Genomic DNA, 16,740 nt, shown 5'->3' with positions numbered 1-16,740 from the left:
GTGACAAGTTTAGAAGCAGCGGTCGGCATCACAACAGCTTGATCGCCGGCAGGGACCGCAGTGCGCGGTCGAACGTGGCGGTGTAGTCGCAGCCGGCAGTGGCGTTCTTCGCGGCGATCAGGCAATCCGGGAAATCCGCCGACGACCGCTCGTACAGCGCCAACGCCGCGGCCAGAACGTCCCGGCTTTCAAAGGCGAACGAGGCCGTCTGGAGCAGGCCCTGCAGCATCGAGACCAGTTCCGATTTCGACATGTCGTAGCTGCCGCGCAGCGTCCAGACGGCTTCGGCCAGCACGATGTCGTTGAGCCAGAGCGGCCGCCCGGCGGCCTCGGCGGCCTCGACCTCCTGCTGCGCTCGGCGCGCTTGCGCCGCGTCGTCGTTCAGCAGCAGGCGCAGCAGCACATTCGTGTCGAGTCCGATCACCGCGGCGGCCTGGCCGGCTTGGTACGCACCGCGTCACGGCGGATGCGCTCGTGCTTGTCGGCGAGGTGGCGTGCGACCCCGGTGTTCATCGCATCGACGCTGAGCACGTCGCGGCCCGGACGCTTCAGCAGCCCGACGATCGCCGACACCGACCGCGTCAGCGGCCGAACGGTCAGGCTGCCGTCCGGTTGCAGGAGGAAGTCGAGCTTGGCGCCGGCATCGAGCTTGAGCGCGTCGCGAATTTCCTTGGGCAGCGTGACCTGGCCCTTGCTGGTCAGTGTGGCGAGCATCGCGGTTCCTTGTCTTGCGTGGATTCCTTTCGATTGTAATCGGGTAAGGAATGCGCCATGAAACGCCCGAGGCCCTACATGAACAGGTGCTCGCCCGCGTTCTCGCCCCCCAGCACGACGTAGTTGACCTTCTTCAGATCGGCGAGCCTGGTGCCGCCGGCGTACGAGATCGAGCTCTGCACGTCCTCGCGCATCTCGCGCAGCGTGTCGGCGAGGTGGCCCTTGATCGGCTCGAGGATGCGCTTGCCTTCGACGTGCTTGTACTCGCCCTTGTTGAAGTCGGACGCGCTGCCGTAGTACTCCTTGTAGAGCTTGCCGTCGACCTCGACCGTCTGGCCCGGCGACTCTTCATGGCCCGCAAACAGCGAGCCGATCATCACCATCGAGGCGCCGAAGCGGATGCTCTTCGCGATGTCGCCGTGGTCACGGATCCCGCCGTCGGCAATGATCGGCCTGGTCGCGACGCGCGCACACCACTTCAGGGCCGAGAGCTGCCAGCCGCCGGTGCCGAAGCCGGTCTTCAGCTTCGTGATGCAGACCTTGCCTGGGCCGACGCCGACCTTGGTCGCGTCGGCGCCCCAGTTCTCGAGATCGATCACCGCTTCGGGCGTCGCGACATTGCCGGCGATCACGAACGTGGCGGGCAGCTTGTTCTTGATGTACTCGATCATCTTGCGCACGCTCTCGGCGTGGCCGTGCGCGATGTCGATCGTGATGTAGTCGGCGCCGACGCCGTCGGCCGCGAGGCGGTCGATCGCCGCGTAGTCGGCCGGCTTGACGCCCGAGCTGATCGAGACGATCAGCCCCTTGCCGCGCATCTTGCGTGCGTAGGCGAGGTTGTCGATGTCGAAGCGGTGCATCACGTAGAAGTAGCCGTTCGCGGCCAGCCACTCGGTGATCGGCTCGTCGACGACGGTCTTCATGTTCGCCGGCACGACCGGCAGGTTGAAGCGGTGCGCGCCGAACTGGATCGACGCATCGCACTCCGACCGGCTTTCGACCCGGCACTTGCGTGGCAGCAAGAGGATGTTGTCGTAGTCGAAGATTTCCATGATTTGCGCCCGCCCATAAAAAACCGGGCGCCAAAATTTGGGCCCGGTGACGAATTCTACGCGGCTGTGCCTGTCCCCACACCGACCTAAACTGAGGCCCCGACAACCCGCCCACGGAGCTTTGCCGCTTGCTCGATCCCGCCACCAAACGCCTGTTGCCCTGGGTCGTCGCGATCGCGTTCTTCATGCAGACGCTGGACGGCACGATCCTCAACACCACGCTGCCGACGATGGCGAAGGACCTGGGCGAGAGCCCGCTGCGGATGCAGTCGGTCGTGATCGCCTACATGCTGACGGTGGCGCTGTTCATCCCGGCCTCCGGCTGGCTCGCCGACCGCTTCGGCACGCGGCGCGCCTTTCTCGCGGCGATCCTGCTGTTCAGCCTCGGTTCGCTGCTGTGCGCGCTGTCGCCGTCGCTGCCGTGGCTGGTCGCGGCGCGTGTGCTGCAGGGCGTCGGCGGCGCGCTGCTGCTGCCGGTCGGCCGGCTGACGGTGCTGCGCGCGTTCCCGCGCAGCGAGCTGCTGAAGGTGCTGTCGTTCGTGACGATTCCCGGCCTCGTCGGCCCGCTCGTCGGCCCGCCGCTGGGTGGCTGGCTGGTCGAGGTCGCGACCTGGCACTGGGTGTTCCTGATCAACCTGCCGGTCGGCGCGCTCGGTGTGTTCGCCACGCTGCGCTACATGCCGGACCTGCGCGGCGCGACCGGCCAGCGCTTCGACTGGCCCGGCTTCGCGATGTTCTCGCTCGGGCTCGTGATGGTGTCGCTCGGGCTGCAGGGGCTGGGCGAGCACGCGCTGAGCGCTGCGGTGTCGATCCTGCTCGTGATCGGCGGGCTCGGCGCGATGGCGGCCTACTGGGTTCACGCGGCGCGCACCGAGAAGGCCTTGTTCAGCCTGACGCTGTTCCAGATCCCGACCTTCTCGGTCGGCATCCTGGGCAACCTGTTCGCGCGGCTGGGCAGCGGCGCGATGCCGTTCCTGACGCCGCTGTTCCTGCAGGTCGGTCTCGGCTACTCGCCCAGCGTCGCCGGGCTGACGATGGTGCCGACCGTCGTCGGCGCGATGCTGATCAAGTTCTTTGCCGAGCGGGTCATCAAGCGCTTCGGCTACCGCCGCGTGCTGGTCGTCAACACGCTGCTGCTCGGCGGCTTCATCGCCGGCTTCGCGCTCGTCGGGCACACGACGCTGCACCTGGCGATCCTGGTCTATCTCGGCCTGTTCGGCGTCTGCAACTCGATGCAGTTCACCGCGATGAACACGCTGACGCTCGGCGATCTCGACGAGGCGCGCGCGAGCGGCGGCAATGGCCTGCTCTCGGTCGTGATGCAGCTGTCGATGAGCCTGGGCGTCGCGGCTGCCGGCGCGCTGCTCGCCGCATTCGCACCGCCGACCTCGGCGCGGCCCGACCTCGTGCACACCTTCCACGCGACCTACCTGTGCATGGGCGCGCTCTCGGCGGTGGCCGCGGCGATCTTCTTCCAGCTCGGCCGCGGCGAAGGCCCGGCCGGGCCGGCGACGGTCGTCGACGAATCCTGAATCGAAGGGTCATCGCCAGCGTCGCCGACAATCGGCGCATGGCATTTGAACCCGAAGCCGGCGGCGGCGCCTCGCCGCTGCTGCACAACCTGAACCCCGAACAGCTCGCCGCGGTGACGCTGCCGGCGCGCCCCGCGTTGATCCTCGCCGGCGCCGGCTCGGGCAAGACGCGCGTGCTGACGACGCGCATCGCATGGCTGATCCAGACCGGTCAGCTGTCGCCCGGCGGCGTGATGGCGGTGACCTTCACGAACAAGGCCGCGAAGGAGATGCTGACGCGCCTCGGCGCGATGCTGCCGATCCCCGTGCGCGGCATGTGGATCGGCACCTTCCACGGCCTGTGCAACCGCTTCCTGCGCGCGCACTGGAAGCTCGCGGGCCTGCCGCAGGGTTTCCAGATCCTCGACTCGGCCGACCAGCTCTCGGCCGTCAAGCGCGTGATCAAGGCGGTGAACCTCGACGAGGAGCGCTTCGTGCCGAAGCAGGTGACCTGGTTCATCGCCGGCGCGAAGGAGAACGGCTACCGCCCGAAGGACTGCGAGGTCAAGGACGAGCAATCGCGCGTGCAGGTGCAGGTCTACCAGGCCTATGAAGACCAGTGCCAGCGCGAGGGCGTGGTCGACTTCGCCGAGCTGATGCTGCGCACCTTCGAGCTGATGCGCGACAACGACGCGCTGCGCCAGCATTACCAGCATCGCTTTCGTCACATCCTGGTCGACGAGTTCCAGGACACGAACAAGCTGCAGTACGCGTGGCTGAAGATGTTCGCGGGCCCGCACACCGCGGTGTTCGCGGTCGGCGACGACGACCAGAGCATCTACGCGTTCCGCGGCGCGCAGGTCGGCAACATGGCCGCGTTCGAGCGCGAGTTCAAGGTCGATCGCGTGATCAAGCTCGAACGCAACTACCGCTCGTTCGGCAACATCCTCGACGCCGCCAACGAGCTGATCGCGCGCAACACGCAGCGCCTGGGCAAGAACCTGACGACCGAGGCCGGCCCCGGCGAGCCGGTGCGCGTGCGCGAGGCGACCAGCGATTTCGCCGAGGCGCAGTGGTTCGTCGAAGAGGCGCAGCAACTGCACCGCGAGGGCACACCGCGCAGCGACATCGCGCTGCTGTACCGCAGCAACGCACAGAGCCGCGTGATGGAGAGCGCGCTGTTCAACGCCGGCATCCCGTACAAGGTCTATGGCGGCTTGCGCTTCTTCGAGCGCGCCGAGGTCAAGCACGCGCTGAGCTACCTGCGGCTGATCGAGAACCCGAGCGACGACACGAGCTTCTTGCGCGTCGTGAACTTCCCGACCCGCGGCATCGGCGCGCGCTCGGTCGAGCAGCTGCAGGATGCCGCGCGCCAGGGCCACGGAAGTGGCCCCTCCGGAGCCACGGGCCGCAGCCTCTACCAGAGCGTCGGCGCGCTCAGCGGCAAGGCCGGGTCGAACCTGCAGGGCTTCGTCGCGTTGATCGACGGCATGCGCGAGAAGACCCGCGGCATGACCCTGCGCGACATCATCGAGCACATGCTCGGCGCTTCCGGCCTGGTCGATTTCTACAAGACCGACAAGGAAGGCCGCGACCGGCTCGAGAACCTCGACGAACTCGTCAACGCCGCCGAGGCCTTCGTGACACAGGAGGGCTTCGGCAAGGATGCGGTCGCGTTGCCGGTCGACGAGCACGGTGACCGCGAGGGCGGTCGCGCCGAGTTCAACACGCCAGGTGCCGAGCCGGCGAGCGGGCGCATCGTGACGCCCGCGCCCGATCTCGCGCCCGATGCCGAGACTGGCGAGATCATGTCGCCGCTCGCCGCGTTCCTGACCCACGCCTCGCTCGAAGCCGGCGACAACCAGGCCCAGGCCGGGCAGGACGCGATCCAGCTGATGACGGTGCATTCGGCCAAGGGCCTGGAGTTCGACTGCGTCTTCATCACCGGCCTCGAGGAAGGCCTGTTCCCGCACGAGAACTCGGCCGCCGATCCCGACGGGCTCGAGGAGGAACGCCGGCTGATGTATGTCGCGATCACACGCGCGCGCAAGCGCCTGTACCTGAGCTTCTCGCAGACGCGCATGCTGCACGGCCAGACGCGCTACAACGTCAAGAGCCGTTTTCTCGAGGAACTGCCCGAAGGCGCGCTGAAGTGGATCACGCCGCGCAACCAGGGCTTCGGCTCGGGTTTCCAGCGCGACTACCAGGCCGCGTGGTCGCGTGGCTCCGGGCTGCATTCGATCGTCGGCGCCGGCAACGTCAGCGGCCTGCCGAGCGCGCCGGCCCTCGTGCCGAAGGCACCGAGCCACGGGCTGCGCTCGGGCCAGAGCGTGTTCCACACCAAGTTCGGCGAAGGCGTGATCGTCACGCTCGAGGGCTCGGGCGTCGACGCGCGCGCGCAGGTCAACTTCGGCCGCCACGGCATGAAGTGGCTCGCGCTGTCGGTCGCGAAGCTCACGCCGATCACCTGAGAGCCCGTCGCATCGGCGCACAGGCTTGGAAGCGCGCGCCGAGGTGCCTATGCTTCGAACATCGGATTGCCCGGAGACCACGATGCCCACCACGATTCGCCTCTTCTTCGCCGCGCCCGTCTGCGCCGCCGCGCTGCTCGCCGGCTGCGCGACGACCCAGGTCGATGCCCAATGGCGCAGCGTCGACCTGCCGGCCGCCTACCTGCGCGGCGCGACCGTGCTCGTCAGCTGCGAGACCCGCGAGGTGGTCCTGAAGCGCATCTGCGAGGACCAGGTCCTCGCCGATCTGAGCGCGCGCGGCATGCGGCCGGTGCTGCCCGCGCCGGGTACGGTCGAGGCAGCGCAGCCGGGCGTCTCCGATGTGCAGTACCTGCCGGCGGCGCGCGCCAGCGGCGCGAAGGCGGTGCTCAGCGTCACGGTGGGCCTGAGCTCGCAGAGCGTCAGCCAGGGCGTCTCGATCGGCATCGGCGGCTTCGGCTTCGGGCGCCATTCGGCCGGCGGCATCGGCGTGTCGGCGCCGATCGGCGGCGGCCAGGTCAGCCAGGGCTATGCGGCGAGCGGCCGCGTCACCGATGTCGCCTCGGGCCGGCTGATGTGGACCGCGCGCGCCAGCGCGCCGCCGTCGTCGAACATCAACGAGCAGTTCGCCGAACTCTCGAAGAGCGTGCTCGACGCGGCCGGCAGCGCCGGGTTGTTCTAAAGCAATCCAGCCCGCTTGACCGCGCGGTAGCGGTTCACGAGCTGCGCCGGCAGCTGCGCGGGCTCGACGTCGATCAGCAGCCCGTCGCGCGTCGCGAGCCGCGCGAAGGCGTCGCGGCGCGACTGCGCGAACAGGTGCGCGCCGGCGATCTCGACCGCTGTCGCGTCGCCGCCGACGCCGGCCCCCAGCGGCTGCTCGGCGAGTCTGCGCAGCACGCTTTCGCGCAGGCTCGCGAGCAGCACCAGGTGGCGCGAGCGCAGCAGGCGCAGCGCCGGTTCGATCTCGGCGCTGTCCTCGTCGCGGAAGTTCGTCAGCACGACGACGAGGGCCCGCTTGCGCTGCACGCGCATCACCTCGGCCGCGGCGCTCAGGTAGTCGGAGTGGGTCGCACGCGGCTCGATGTCGTAGATCGCGGCGATCAGCGCGTTCAGCGACGCATGGCCCTTGCGCGGCGCGAAGTGGCGCGCGTTCGACGGCTCGGTGCCGAAGGTCATCGCGCCGACCGCGTCGCCTTCCTTCAGCGCGACGTGCGCGAGCAGCATCAGCGCGTTCAGCGCCTCGTCGAAGTGGCTGCCGCCGCCGCTCGCGGCAGCACCCTCGTCGGCGCGCATGCGGCGGCCGCAGTCGAGCAGGAACAGCACGGTCTGATCGCGCTCGTCCTGGTACTCGCGCACGATCGGGCGCCGGTGGCGCAGCGTCGCCTTCCAGTCGATGTGGCGGATCGAGTCGCCCGGCCTGTACTCGGCGAGCTGCTTGAAGTCGGTGCCGGCGCCGCGCCGCGGCGCGGTCTTGATGCCGATCTCGGCGAGCCGGTTGTCGCTCGCGAGCCAGGCGTAGCGCGCGACCGCGGCGAAGTTCGGGTAGACGCGCCGCGATTCGTCGACACCGGCGCGCAGCAGCAGCTCGAAGCTGCCGAGCACGGTGCGCACGCGCAGATCGGCCGGCGCGAACGTCACGAGGCCGCGCCGTCGCGGCGTGATCTGGTAGCCGACCTCGACGCGCGCGCGCGCCGGCACGGTCAGCGTGCGCGGCAGGCCTTCGAAGGCCAGACTCGGATCGACGTGATCGAACAGCGCAACGCGCCAGCGTCGCGCGCCCTCGTTGACCAACGCACCGGTCAGCGCGTGCGGCACGCCGATCGCGAACGCCGCCGGCAGCCGGCGCTGCCATTGCAGCGGCGCGCGCCTCCAGGCGATCAGACTCCAGCTCACATCGAGCGCGGCGACGCCGAGCAGCACGAGCGCGAGCCTCGAGACGCCGCGCGCCATCGCCGCCAGCGGCACGCCGGCGACGAGCGCGATCGCGCAGCCGAGCGCGAGCGCCGTGAGCGCCCAGACGCTCGCGCGCGACGGCAGGATGCTCAGGCGCATCGCGGTCCGTGCCGGCTCACAGACGCGGCGCCTCGACGCTGTCGAGCAGCGCACCCAACAGCTCGTCGACCTTGCGGCCCTCGAGCTGCGCGTCGGGGGCGAGCAGCACGCGATGGCGCAGAACCGGCAGCGCGTACTGCTTGATGTCGTCGGGCGTGACGAAGTCGCGCGCGTTCAGCAGCGCGGCGGCGCGCGCGGCGCGCACCAGCGCGATCGCGGCGCGCGAACCGGCACCGACGGCCAGGCCGTTCCAGTCGCGCGTGGTGCGCGCGATGCGCACCGCGTAATCGAGCACCTTGTCGTCGACGCGCACATGCGCCGCCATCCGCTGCAGCGACAGCACCGCACGCTGGTCGAGGCGCGGCTGCACGGCGGCGAGCGGCAGCTGATCGCCGGCCTGGTTCAGCGTCGTCAGCTTGACGACGGCCGCCTCCTCCTCGAGCGACGGATACCCGACCTCGATCTTGAACAGGAAGCGGTCGAGCTGCGCCTCGGGCAGCGGGTAGGTGCCTTCGGTCTCGAGCGGGTTCTGCGTCGCGAGCACCATGAACGGCTTCGCGAGCGTCAGCGTCTGGCCTTCGATCGTGACCTGGTACTCCTGCATCACCTCGAGCAGCGCGCTCTGTGTCTTCGCCGGCGCGCGGTTGATCTCGTCGGCAAGCAGCAGGTTCGTGAACACCGGGCCGCGGCGCACGCGCAGCGCGTTCAGGTCGACCGCGCCGGCGGCGTTCGAGTCGAGCACCGTGTGGCCGGTGATGTCCGACGGCATCAGGTCGGGCGTGAACTGCACGCGCGTGCAGTCGAGCGCCAGCGCCTTCGCGAGCGCGCGCGCCAGCAGCGTCTTGCCGAGGCCCGGCACGCCTTCGATCAGCACGTGACCGGAGGCGACCAGCGCGATCAGGGTCTGGTCGACGACCGCGCGCTGGCCGACCACGGCCTTGCCGACCTCGTCGCGCAGCGCGCCGAGCGCGGCCGCGGCGCGCGTGATGTCGTCGGGGTTGAGTTGCATGGCTGGTTGTTCCTTGTCAGCGGGATTCGTTGGGGAAGGCGGGTCGGCGTGTCGCTTGCAGCAGGCGGCGTCGCGCGGTTTCGATCAGCGCGAGCGCGGCGGCGGGGTGGCGCGTCGGCGTCGCGTTCAGCGACGGGTTCATCGCGTGCGCGAGCGTGTGCGCGTCGAGGCCTGTCAGCGTCGCGATCGCCTGTGCACGCTGGCCGAGGATCATCGCGTCGAAGCCGCGGATGCGCGGCGCCGCCGTCTCGTTCAACGCGCGCAGCTGCGCCGTGTGCAGGGCCGGGCTGCCGCGCTGCGCGATGAAGGCGGCGGTGCCGCGAATCTGCTCGGCCATCGAGCGCCGGGCCAGCGCCGGCGTCGCGCTGCGCGGGCCGAAGCGGCGTGCGCCACGCCACAGTGCGAACGCCAGTGCCGCAGCGCCGAGCAACACCGCCGGCGCGCCGGTGTTCCACAGGAATGCGAGCAGCGGCGGTCGCGCCTCTTCGCGCACCAGCCAGACCTCGCGGCCGGGTTGCGCACGCAGCGCTGCCAGCGTGAGCAGCGCGTTGTCGCGCTCGAGCAGCTCGTCGTTGCCCGACGGCAGCGGCGCACTCGCGACGGTGACGCGGCCGCGTCCGAGCGGCACGCGCACGAGCACATGGCCGAGCGGGCCGTCGAGCGCCCACAGCAGCGGCGCGCGCGTCTGCAGGGTCGCGCCGAGCGACATGCAGGTCGAGAAGCCGCGCGGGGTCGCGTCGAACGCGGGCGTCACGCCGGCGGGTTCGTTGACGCCGGGGCAGCCGCGGCGCGCGGCGAGCGCCGGGTCGAAGGTCGGGGCCGATGCCGGCCTCGCGGGTGCGGGTGCGGATGCGGGCGGCGCTGCCGGCTTGCGGGGCGCGTCGTCGCTGTCGTCGTCTTCATCGTCTTCGCCGTCGTGCGCGGGCTCGACGCGCGCGGCGGGCTGCGATGCGCCGGGCGTTGGCGCGCGCGGGAACGGCACCGCCTTGACCGGCACCCAGCCCAGGCCCTTGTCGCGAAAGTTGAAGCTCGGCACGACGAGCTCGCCGCCGGCCTCGACCCAGCGCCGCAGTGCGGCCTCGCGTTCGGGGAACAGGTTCCAGTTCCATGAGCTCAGCACCAGCGTCGCGCCGATCGGCGGCAGCTGGTCGAGGTTGCCGGGTGCGGCCACCTTGACGCCCAGCTTCGTCAGCACGTGCTTCAGGCGCAGATCGGGATCGCGCCGCAGTTCGCCGGTCGGCGGGTCGCGAACTTCCTCGTCGATCCACTCGGTATGGCGCGCGGCCCAGACCCCCCCGGCGACCAGCACCGCCGCGACGATCGCCCAGAGGCCGTGTTCGCGCGTCAGCGTCATGCGCCAGCTCCGCGGGGTCGTGTCGGTACCGCGTTGCCCGCCGGCGGCGGCGCGGTGGGCTGACGCGTGGCAAAGTGTGCATCGAACTCTGCACACAGCGCCTCGAGGCTCGCGCCGTCGATGCTGCGGCCGGCGTAGACCTCGGTCTGCCAGGCCTGCACCAGGCGCTCGAAGTACGCACCGGCGTCACTCGACAACGCGCGCTGCGCAAGCCGCAGGCACTCGCCCTCGGTGCTCGCGGCGCGGATCGCCAGGCCGTGGTCGTGCACCAGCCGCGAGAGCGCGCCGCGGTACAGCAGCGACAGGGCCGCGCGCTGCTCGCCGCGCTGCAGCAGCGCGCGCGCGGCACCGGCGATGTCGTCGGGCAGGCTCTCGGGGCGGATGTCGAGGTCGTTGACATGGCTGGGGCGCAGCGCGGCGCGTGCACGCACATCGTCGGCCGTGACGCGGGCCCAGCGCCAGACGAAGACCGCGAACATCGCGACCGCGATCGCGCCGAGCACCCAGACCAGCCCGCGCCCGCCCTCGGACAGCCAGCGCGCCAGGCCGCGCAGCCAGGTCGGCGATTGGCCCGGCGGCGGCTTCGATGCCGCGCTGTCGATCCAGCGCAGCCGCCGCTCGGTGTGGCGGTTCGTGAAACTCGGGTCGGCACGCATCTCGGCGACGACGCTGCGCACGGGGTCGATCGTCAGCGGCGCCGAGGCGGCGGGTGCCACGGGTTCGGCGGCCCAGGCGCTGCCGACGGAGGCGAGCAACGCGGCGAACGTGAGCTGGCGCAGCGACCTCATCGCATCAGGCCGCGAACGCAAGCCGGAACTCCTGTTCGATATCCCAGGCCTCGAGCTCGACGCGGCGGTTCAGGTACATCGCGAAGCCGGCGCCGACATAGAACGGCTCGAGCAGCAGCACCAGGCCTGCGTAGACGGTGGCGACGAGCATCGAGGCCGCCGGACCTTCGCTCTGCGACAGCGCACCCCAGACGGAGAGCCGCGCATCCTGCGGTGCGAACAGCGCGGCCAGCGCGATCGCGCTGACGAGCAGCAGCACCTCGAAGTGCGCGAACACCAGGTGCATGCCGATCGCGGCGCCCTGCTTGCCGCGCAGCAACTGCCTGCGCCGCGCACGCCACCCGGTGCCGCGCTGGCCCTCGAGCTGCAGCGCGGGCTGCGTGTACGAGCGCCACGGCGACAGGCGGCGCGTCGTCAGCGTCGGCAGCAGCATCGACCACCCGACCTCGCGGCGCGCGATCCAGACATCGATCAGCCGCGTCGGCGTGCCGAAGACGGCGCGCGACAGCACGAACAGCAGCGTGCGATCGAGCCAGGGCTTGAGCCAGAAGATGAGCAGCGCCGGCAACCACTCGGCGATCGCGCCGCTGGCCAGCGCGATCATCGCGACCAGCGCGTAGACAGGCGCGAACGTGGCCCAGACCGAGCGCGCGTTCGCCTGCACGAGCCGGATGCCGAGGTCGACCGCCTCGCTCATCGAGCGCGGCCGCAGCTGCAGCGCGAGGGTCTCAACTTGCACGCTTCGCTCCGCGCGGCCGGCCTTGCCAGACGAGGTAGGCGATCACGAGCGCCCAGCACGCGCCGCCGACGCCGAACTTGACCGTCGGCGCGACCCAGCGCGCCGAGGACCAGAACGCCTCGATGCCGGCGGCGATCAGCAGCATCGCGACCACGCCGTAGACCAGCACCGCCGCCTCGGCCGCGGCCGCTTCGAGTGCGGCGCGGCGCGTGCGCCGGCCGGGCGCGAGCAGTGCGTGCCCGAGGCGCAGCCCCGCGGCGCCGGCGAGCACGATCGCGGTCAGTTCGAACGCGCCGTGCGTGATCACGAACGAATAGAAGGTCTGGCCGTGGCCGCGCGCGGTCAGGTAGCCCGCGAGGCTGCCCGCGACGATGCCGTTGTAGGCGAGGAAGAACAGGCTGCCGAGGCCGACGAAGATGCCGCCCGCGAAGCACTGGAACGCGATGCCGATGTTGTTGCGGATGTAGAAGCCGAGCATCAGCCAGTCGGTCTGCGCGCCGCGCTCGCGGCCGATGCTGGCGGCCTCGGGGCCGTACATCGCCTCGAAGCCGCGCACGGTCTGCGCGTCGTGCATCGTCAGGATGAAGCCGGGGTCGACATAGGTCGCGATGCCCAGCAGCACGAGCGGCAGGCCGAACACGAGCCCGGCCACCAGCACGTAGCGCCAGTGCGCCCGCACCGCCTGCGGGAAGTCGATCAGGAACAGGCGTGCCAGACGCGCGACGCCATAGTCGCTGCGCCGGTAGATCAGCTCGTGGGCACGCTGCGTCAGCGCGGCGAGCCGCGCGGTCAGGTGGGCCGGGTATGCGCGCGCGCGCGCCAGCGCGAGGTGCTCGCAGGCGCTGCGATAGAGCATGGCCATGCGGGCAGCGTCGGGTCGCACCGCGGCCTCGGTCGACGCGCCTTTCGGCGTGCGCCTGAACCACGTGCGCTGGCCGGCGTCGAGATGTGCGAGGGCGGCTTCGAGCTCATCCCAAAGCGGCCGGTAGCCCGCCTCGAACTGCAACGGGGTCATCGTTTGCCAATCAGCCATTGCGCGACGCCGAGCAACCGCTTCGTCGCGCGTGCAGGGTCCGGTTCGCGCGTGGTCGTGACGCCGGCGAGCGTGCCGGCGAGTACGGCGAGTTCGCCGAGCCGGGCTTCGGTGAGCCGCGTCGCGCGGCCGGCCCAGGCGATCACCGCGGCCTGTTCGCGCGTCGACAGGGGCCGCGATGGCGCGAGCGGATCGGCGCCGCCGAGCGGGCCGTGCAGCGTCGCGGCGTTTGTGTGCACGACCAGCGTGCCGGCCGCCAGGTCACCGAGGCGCTTGAAGTCCGGGCGCAGCAGCAGCATCAAGCCGCCCAGGCCGTAGAGCACCGGCAGGAAATCGGCGGCGCGCAGCAGGTTGCGCACCAGCGACGCCGCCGGCGTGACCGGCAGTCCCGAGTCCATCACGACGCGCAGCCCGACCGCGCGCTTGCCCGGCGTCGCCGCGCCCGGCAGCAGCTCGAACAGCACCGGGTAGAACCACTCGAGCAGAAAGAACAGGATCAGGTAGATGCCGGCGCCGAAGCGCGACATCGCCGCCAGCGCGCCGGCCGCCGCGATCAGCACCGCGAGGCGGATCGCCGCGTCGATCACGAACGCGTAGCCGCGCGCGACCAGCCCGGCCGGGCGCAGCTCGAGCGCGATGCCTTCGGGCGTCTCGGCGGTGAAGACCGTGTCGAGCGGCGCGCTCACGTCACGCGCCTCGGGGGTGCTGCGTCAAGCCTTTACGACAATGGTGTCCGCGATGTTGTCGTGCAGGCACTTGTGCGACGCGCGGAAGATCAGCAGGCAATCGACCAGCGCATAGACGCCGCCGATGAACGGCACCATCGTCAGGGCCCAGCCGACGAACGTGCGCAGCCCGAGCACGCGCAGGATGTCGACGCGCTCGCCGTCGCTGCGCAGGATGCGCAGGCCGAGCAGCTTCTTGCCGATGGTCTGGCCCTGGGTCATCAGCAGGTAACCCTGCAATGCGGTGAACAGCACGAGGCTGACGATCAGCTGCAGCACGAAGCGACCGAAGGACTGCGTGCCCGACGGGATCAGTGCCGGAAACACCGTGAACGCCAGCGCGTAGTAGATGCCGCCCTGGATCAGACCGTCGATCAGCACCGCGCCGAGCCGGGCGCCGCGACCTCCGAGCTCGGGGCTGCCGTCTGCAGAGACATCCTCGACGTGGGCGGTCGGCGGGGCGAAGCGGTTCGTCGTGTCGGGTGCAGTGCTCATTCATCCTCCGATTTGAGCGAGTTGTGTGCGAATGTTAGCCGAGCGCCGCGGCCGCGCCGGTGTCAGGCCGCGACGGCGCCGGGCCGCGCCGCCGCGACGACGAAGCGCGCCGCGGTCGCGATGCCGCTGGCCGGGTCGAGCGCGTTGTCGACGACGCGCAGCTGCACGTCCAGCTGCTTCGCATCGGCCGTGAAGCGCAGGTAGCCGCGCTGATCGCTGCGCGCGTAGCGCAGGTGCGGGTTGAATGCGCGCATCCCGTCGAGGCGCGCCTGCGCGAGCCCGAGGCTGGTGATCGACGTGCCGCAGAACTCGCTCGCGACGACCTTCGCGGCCGGGTCGTCGAAGTCGGCCTTCAGGTCGGCGACATAGTTCGCGTGGACATCGCCGCCGAGCACGACGACGCCCGGAACCTGGCGCTGCGCGATGGCGCCGAGCAAGCGCTGGCGCGCGGCGGGGTAGCCGTCCCAGCCATCGGTCCAGTAGGTTCCGGCGCCGTCCGACGGGTCGCTCCAGGCGCAGCGCGCCATCAGCGTCTGCTGCGCGAGCAGGTTCCACGGCCGGCGCATGTCCCAGCCCTGCGCGAGCCATTGCTCCTGTGCCGCGCCGAGCAGCGTGCGCTTCGGGTCGAGGAACTCGGGGCAGGTCTTCAGCGCGACGGTGTTCGAGCCGCCCTGGCCGGGTTTCGGGCAGACCTGCACATCGCGGTACTGGCGGTCGTCGATCAGGTGGATGCGCGCGAGCGTGCCCCAGTCGAGCCGGTCGAAGACGCGCATCCCGCCGTCGATCGCCGGACGCGCCGATTTCGGGAACGGCATGTGCTCCCAGTACGCGCGGTACGCCGCCGCGCGCTGCGCGGCGAAATCGGGCTGCAGATCCTGGCCCTGCAGACCGGCATAGTCGTTGCCGACCTCGTGATCGTCCCAGACCAGCAGCCACGGCGCCGCGGCGTGCGCGGCCTGCAGCGCGGGGTCGCTCTTGTGCGTCGCGTAGCGCGCGCGGTACTGCGCCAGCGTGCGCACGAGGCCGCCCTCGACCGGGCGCACCGCCTTCGGGCTCGATGGATATTCGTAGATGTAGTCGCCGAGAAAGATCACGAGGTCGATCGATTCGGCGGCCACGTGACGCCATGCGGCGTAGTGGCCGACGTCGTAGCGCTGGCAGCTCGCGATCACGAAGTTCAGCGGCGCGCTCGCGGCGTCCGGCGCCGGCGCGGTGCGGGTGCGGCCGACCGCGCTCTGCGCGCCGAGCGCGCGAAAGCGATACCAGTACCAGCGCGCCGGCGCGAGGCCGGCGGGCTCGGCGTGCACGCTGTGCGCCTCCTCGAACTCGGCGACTTCTTCGCCGCGTGCCGCAATGTCGGTGAAGGCCTCGTCGCGCGCGATCTCCCATTCGACCGTCACGCGCGCGGGCAGCCCGGCGCCGGTGAGGCGCGTCCAGAGCACGATGCGATCGGCGCGCGGCTGCCCCGAGGCGATGCCGAGCGCGAAGCGCGGCGCAGCGTCGGCGCGCGCGTGGCGCAGCAGCGCGGGGGCGAAGGTGAGGGCCGCCGCCCCTTGCAGCAGCAGGCGCCGGCTCGTCCGCATCACGGCACGGTCGTGTCGATCACGTTGCCGGCGAGCTCACACGCCGACATCGTCGATCTCGCGGTACACATCGCGCAGCCACATCTTGACGCGCTGGCGGTCCATCAGGCCGAGGCCGCCGCTGTTCGGCTCCTGCGGGTTCTTGGCCTTCCAGAAGCTGCTGCTGCCGGCGTCGATCTTCTGGATCACGCCGTCGTGCAGACGCTTGACCGAGATGATCTTCGCGCCCAGTTCGAGCGCGCGCTGCTGCTGGCCCGACTGCTCGAGCACCGAGAAGTCGTTGCCGCGGATCTGGTTGCGCACCAGCACGTAGTTCAGCCCGGTGCCGAAGCGGTCGAGCAGCTTTTGCAGCAGGTCGACCGAATCCTTGCCGGCGTCCATCACGTGCCAATAGTGGATCGTCATGCCCATCTCTTCGGCCATGTTGATGACGCCGGCGTCTTCCATCCACTGGACCAGCGGCTCGTGCGTTTGTGCCGCGAGGTCGACGAGGATGCGGCGCTCGGGCTGGTAGGCCGCGGCCTCGACGATCACGTCGAGCGCCTCGTAGTGGTCCATCACGACCGGCGATGCATACGCGGCGTAGAAGCGCATCAGCGCGCCGTGCGAACGATCGGTGTCGAAGCCGAGGAACGGCATGTTCTTGTCGATCATGTACTGCGCCAGCACGCGTGCGGTCAGCGATTTGCCGACGCCGCCTTTTTCGCCGCCGATGAAATGGATATGCGCCATCAATGGGTCCCTTGGTTGTGCCGCCGATTCTGCATGCTTCTCGCGGCAGCAAGTTCCGGACCCTTCGGCGCGAGCGCCGGCCTGATCGGCCTCAGGTCGGCTCGAGCTCGAACCCGCGATCGCGGTGGGTCAGGCCGAACAGGCCGGCCAACCAGGTCAACGCAATCGCCCACCCGCACGCGGCCTCGAACCAGATCAGCAGCTCCAGCAGCGGCACGCCGGTCCAGGCTTCGAGCTCGGGCGCGAGCGCTGCGCGCGCCGGCACCCAGTGGCGTTGCTGGCGCAGCTCGGCGAGCGGCAGCAGCACGTCGAGCGAGTACACGAAGGGCTGGAAGATCGGCACGCCGGCCGGCAGGCGGGCGCAATCGGGCCGGCAGGCCGCGAGCCGCGGATCGGCCGCCGACCAGGCCGCGTCGGGTGCGAACGCGCCGCGCGCCGCGGCGGCCCAGTACGCGCCGCCACAC

The 16,740-nt window shown here is 70.7% G+C and carries 17 protein-coding genes; 3 read left to right on the top strand and 14 right to left on the bottom strand.

All coding sequences use genetic code 11. From position 1 onward, the window contains the following. Positions 1-28: 28 nt before the first annotated feature. The 3 genes from AC1DTW_RS05280 to AC1DTW_RS05270 all read right to left on the bottom strand — a co-directional run bounded on the left by AC1DTW_RS05280 (position 29) and on the right by AC1DTW_RS05270 (position 1,766). Complete coding sequence (locus AC1DTW_RS05280) at positions 29-403, bottom strand: type II toxin-antitoxin system VapC family toxin (protein WP_477979874.1); 375 nt, start codon at positions 401-403, stop codon at positions 29-31. Positions 404-420: 17 nt separating this feature from the next. After that, positions 421-714: an AbrB/MazE/SpoVT family DNA-binding domain-containing protein gene (locus tag AC1DTW_RS05275; RefSeq protein ID WP_477979872.1), complete on the bottom strand. Its 294-nt coding sequence runs from the start codon at positions 712-714 to the stop codon at positions 421-423. 74 nt (positions 715-788) lie between these two features. Further along, positions 789-1,766 carry a GMP reductase gene (locus tag AC1DTW_RS05270; protein ID WP_477979870.1) on the bottom strand — a complete coding sequence of 326 codons (978 nt, stop codon included), beginning with the start codon at positions 1,764-1,766 and terminating at the stop codon, positions 789-791. 128 nt (positions 1,767-1,894) lie between these two features. Between AC1DTW_RS05270 and mdtD the strand changes: the two genes are divergently transcribed. The 3 genes from mdtD (at position 1,895) to AC1DTW_RS05255 (ending at position 6,448) form a co-directional block, all read left to right on the top strand. After that, the gene (mdtD, locus tag AC1DTW_RS05265; protein WP_477979868.1) at positions 1,895-3,298 is read left to right on the top strand and encodes a multidrug transporter subunit MdtD; all 1,404 of its coding nucleotides are present in this window, start codon (positions 1,895-1,897) and stop codon (positions 3,296-3,298) included. 38 nt (positions 3,299-3,336) lie between these two features. Further along, positions 3,337-5,748 (top strand): UvrD-helicase domain-containing protein, encoded by a 2,412-nt coding sequence (locus AC1DTW_RS05260; protein ID WP_477979866.1) that lies wholly within the window; start codon positions 3,337-3,339, stop codon positions 5,746-5,748. A gap of 82 nt (positions 5,749-5,830) precedes the next feature. Beyond that, positions 5,831-6,448, top strand: a complete 618-nt coding sequence (locus AC1DTW_RS05255) for a hypothetical protein (RefSeq protein ID WP_477979864.1) — start codon at positions 5,831-5,833, stop codon at positions 6,446-6,448. On the opposite strand, the gene AC1DTW_RS05250 is transcribed toward AC1DTW_RS05255, so the two are convergent. From AC1DTW_RS05250 to AC1DTW_RS05200, 11 genes are all read right to left on the bottom strand, one after another. Further along, the gene (locus AC1DTW_RS05250; RefSeq protein WP_477979863.1) at positions 6,445-7,818 is read right to left on the bottom strand and encodes a DUF58 domain-containing protein; all 1,374 of its coding nucleotides are present in this window, start codon (positions 7,816-7,818) and stop codon (positions 6,445-6,447) included. The genes AC1DTW_RS05255 and AC1DTW_RS05250 overlap by 4 nt on opposite strands. 16 nt (positions 7,819-7,834) lie before the next feature. Next, entirely contained in the window at positions 7,835-8,827 is a 993-nt protein-coding gene (locus tag AC1DTW_RS05245; protein WP_477979860.1) for an AAA family ATPase, read from the bottom strand. Positions 8,828-8,843: 16 nt separating this feature from the next. Continuing rightward, complete coding sequence (locus AC1DTW_RS05240; RefSeq protein WP_477979858.1) at positions 8,844-10,181, bottom strand: DUF4350 domain-containing protein; 1,338 nt, start codon at positions 10,179-10,181, stop codon at positions 8,844-8,846. Beyond that, on the bottom strand, positions 10,178-10,969 hold the full coding sequence (locus AC1DTW_RS05235; RefSeq protein WP_477979856.1) for a DUF4129 domain-containing protein: 792 nt from the start codon (positions 10,967-10,969) through the stop codon (positions 10,178-10,180). The genes AC1DTW_RS05240 and AC1DTW_RS05235 overlap by 4 nt, the downstream gene beginning before the upstream one ends. A gap of 4 nt (positions 10,970-10,973) precedes the next feature. Continuing rightward, positions 10,974-11,708 carry a hypothetical protein gene (locus AC1DTW_RS05230; RefSeq protein ID WP_477979855.1) on the bottom strand — a complete coding sequence of 245 codons (735 nt, stop codon included), beginning with the start codon at positions 11,706-11,708 and terminating at the stop codon, positions 10,974-10,976. Beyond that, positions 11,698-12,723, bottom strand: a complete 1,026-nt coding sequence (locus AC1DTW_RS05225; RefSeq protein WP_477979853.1) for a stage II sporulation protein M — start codon at positions 12,721-12,723, stop codon at positions 11,698-11,700. Before AC1DTW_RS05225 ends, AC1DTW_RS05230 begins: the two co-directional genes overlap by 11 nt. Next, entirely contained in the window at positions 12,720-13,427 is a 708-nt protein-coding gene (locus AC1DTW_RS05220; protein WP_477979851.1) for an RDD family protein, read from the bottom strand. The genes AC1DTW_RS05225 and AC1DTW_RS05220 overlap by 4 nt, the downstream gene beginning before the upstream one ends. A 24-nt stretch (positions 13,428-13,451) precedes the next feature. Then, positions 13,452-13,961 carry an RDD family protein gene (locus tag AC1DTW_RS05215; protein WP_477979849.1) on the bottom strand — a complete coding sequence of 170 codons (510 nt, stop codon included), beginning with the start codon at positions 13,959-13,961 and terminating at the stop codon, positions 13,452-13,454. 62 nt (positions 13,962-14,023) lie between these two features. Next, positions 14,024-15,544, bottom strand: a complete 1,521-nt coding sequence (locus tag AC1DTW_RS05210) for an alkaline phosphatase D family protein (RefSeq protein ID WP_477979847.1) — start codon at positions 15,542-15,544, stop codon at positions 14,024-14,026. A 36-nt stretch (positions 15,545-15,580) separates the two neighbouring features. Beyond that, positions 15,581-16,276, bottom strand: a complete 696-nt coding sequence (locus tag AC1DTW_RS05205; RefSeq protein ID WP_477979845.1) for a P-loop NTPase family protein — start codon at positions 16,274-16,276, stop codon at positions 15,581-15,583. Between the two features lie 91 nt (positions 16,277-16,367). After that, a partial coding sequence (locus AC1DTW_RS05200; protein WP_477979843.1) for a hypothetical protein occupies positions 16,368-16,740 on the bottom strand: 373 nt, incomplete at its 5' end.

Source organism: Rhizobacter sp. P5_A1 (assembly GCF_056400745.1).
The sequence above is the reverse complement of the archived record's forward strand: the minus strand, read 5'-3'. Positions and strand labels throughout refer to the sequence as shown.

Coding starts and splice junctions, on each gene's coding strand:
- AC1DTW_RS05275 (WP_477979872.1), bottom strand. CDS start 714: ATGCTCGCCACACTGACCAGCAAGGGCCAGGTCACGCTGCCCAAGGAA.
- AC1DTW_RS05270 (WP_477979870.1), bottom strand. CDS start 1,766: ATGGAAATCTTCGACTACGACAACATCCTCTTGCTGCCACGCAAGTGC.
- AC1DTW_RS05260 (WP_477979866.1), top strand. CDS start 3,337: ATGGCATTTGAACCCGAAGCCGGCGGCGGCGCCTCGCCGCTGCTGCAC.
- AC1DTW_RS05255 (WP_477979864.1), top strand. CDS start 5,831: ATGCCCACCACGATTCGCCTCTTCTTCGCCGCGCCCGTCTGCGCCGCC.
- AC1DTW_RS05250 (WP_477979863.1), bottom strand. CDS start 7,818: ATGCGCCTGAGCATCCTGCCGTCGCGCGCGAGCGTCTGGGCGCTCACG.
- AC1DTW_RS05245 (WP_477979860.1), bottom strand. CDS start 8,827: ATGCAACTCAACCCCGACGACATCACGCGCGCCGCGGCCGCGCTCGGC.
- AC1DTW_RS05240 (WP_477979858.1), bottom strand. CDS start 10,181: ATGACGCTGACGCGCGAACACGGCCTCTGGGCGATCGTCGCGGCGGTG.
- AC1DTW_RS05235 (WP_477979856.1), bottom strand. CDS start 10,969: ATGAGGTCGCTGCGCCAGCTCACGTTCGCCGCGTTGCTCGCCTCCGTC.
- AC1DTW_RS05225 (WP_477979853.1), bottom strand. CDS start 12,723: ATGACCCCGTTGCAGTTCGAGGCGGGCTACCGGCCGCTTTGGGATGAG.
- AC1DTW_RS05215 (WP_477979849.1), bottom strand. CDS start 13,961: ATGAGCACTGCACCCGACACGACGAACCGCTTCGCCCCGCCGACCGCC.
- AC1DTW_RS05210 (WP_477979847.1), bottom strand. CDS start 15,544: ATGCGGACGAGCCGGCGCCTGCTGCTGCAAGGGGCGGCGGCCCTCACC.
- AC1DTW_RS05205 (WP_477979845.1), bottom strand. CDS start 16,276: ATGGCGCATATCCATTTCATCGGCGGCGAAAAAGGCGGCGTCGGCAAA.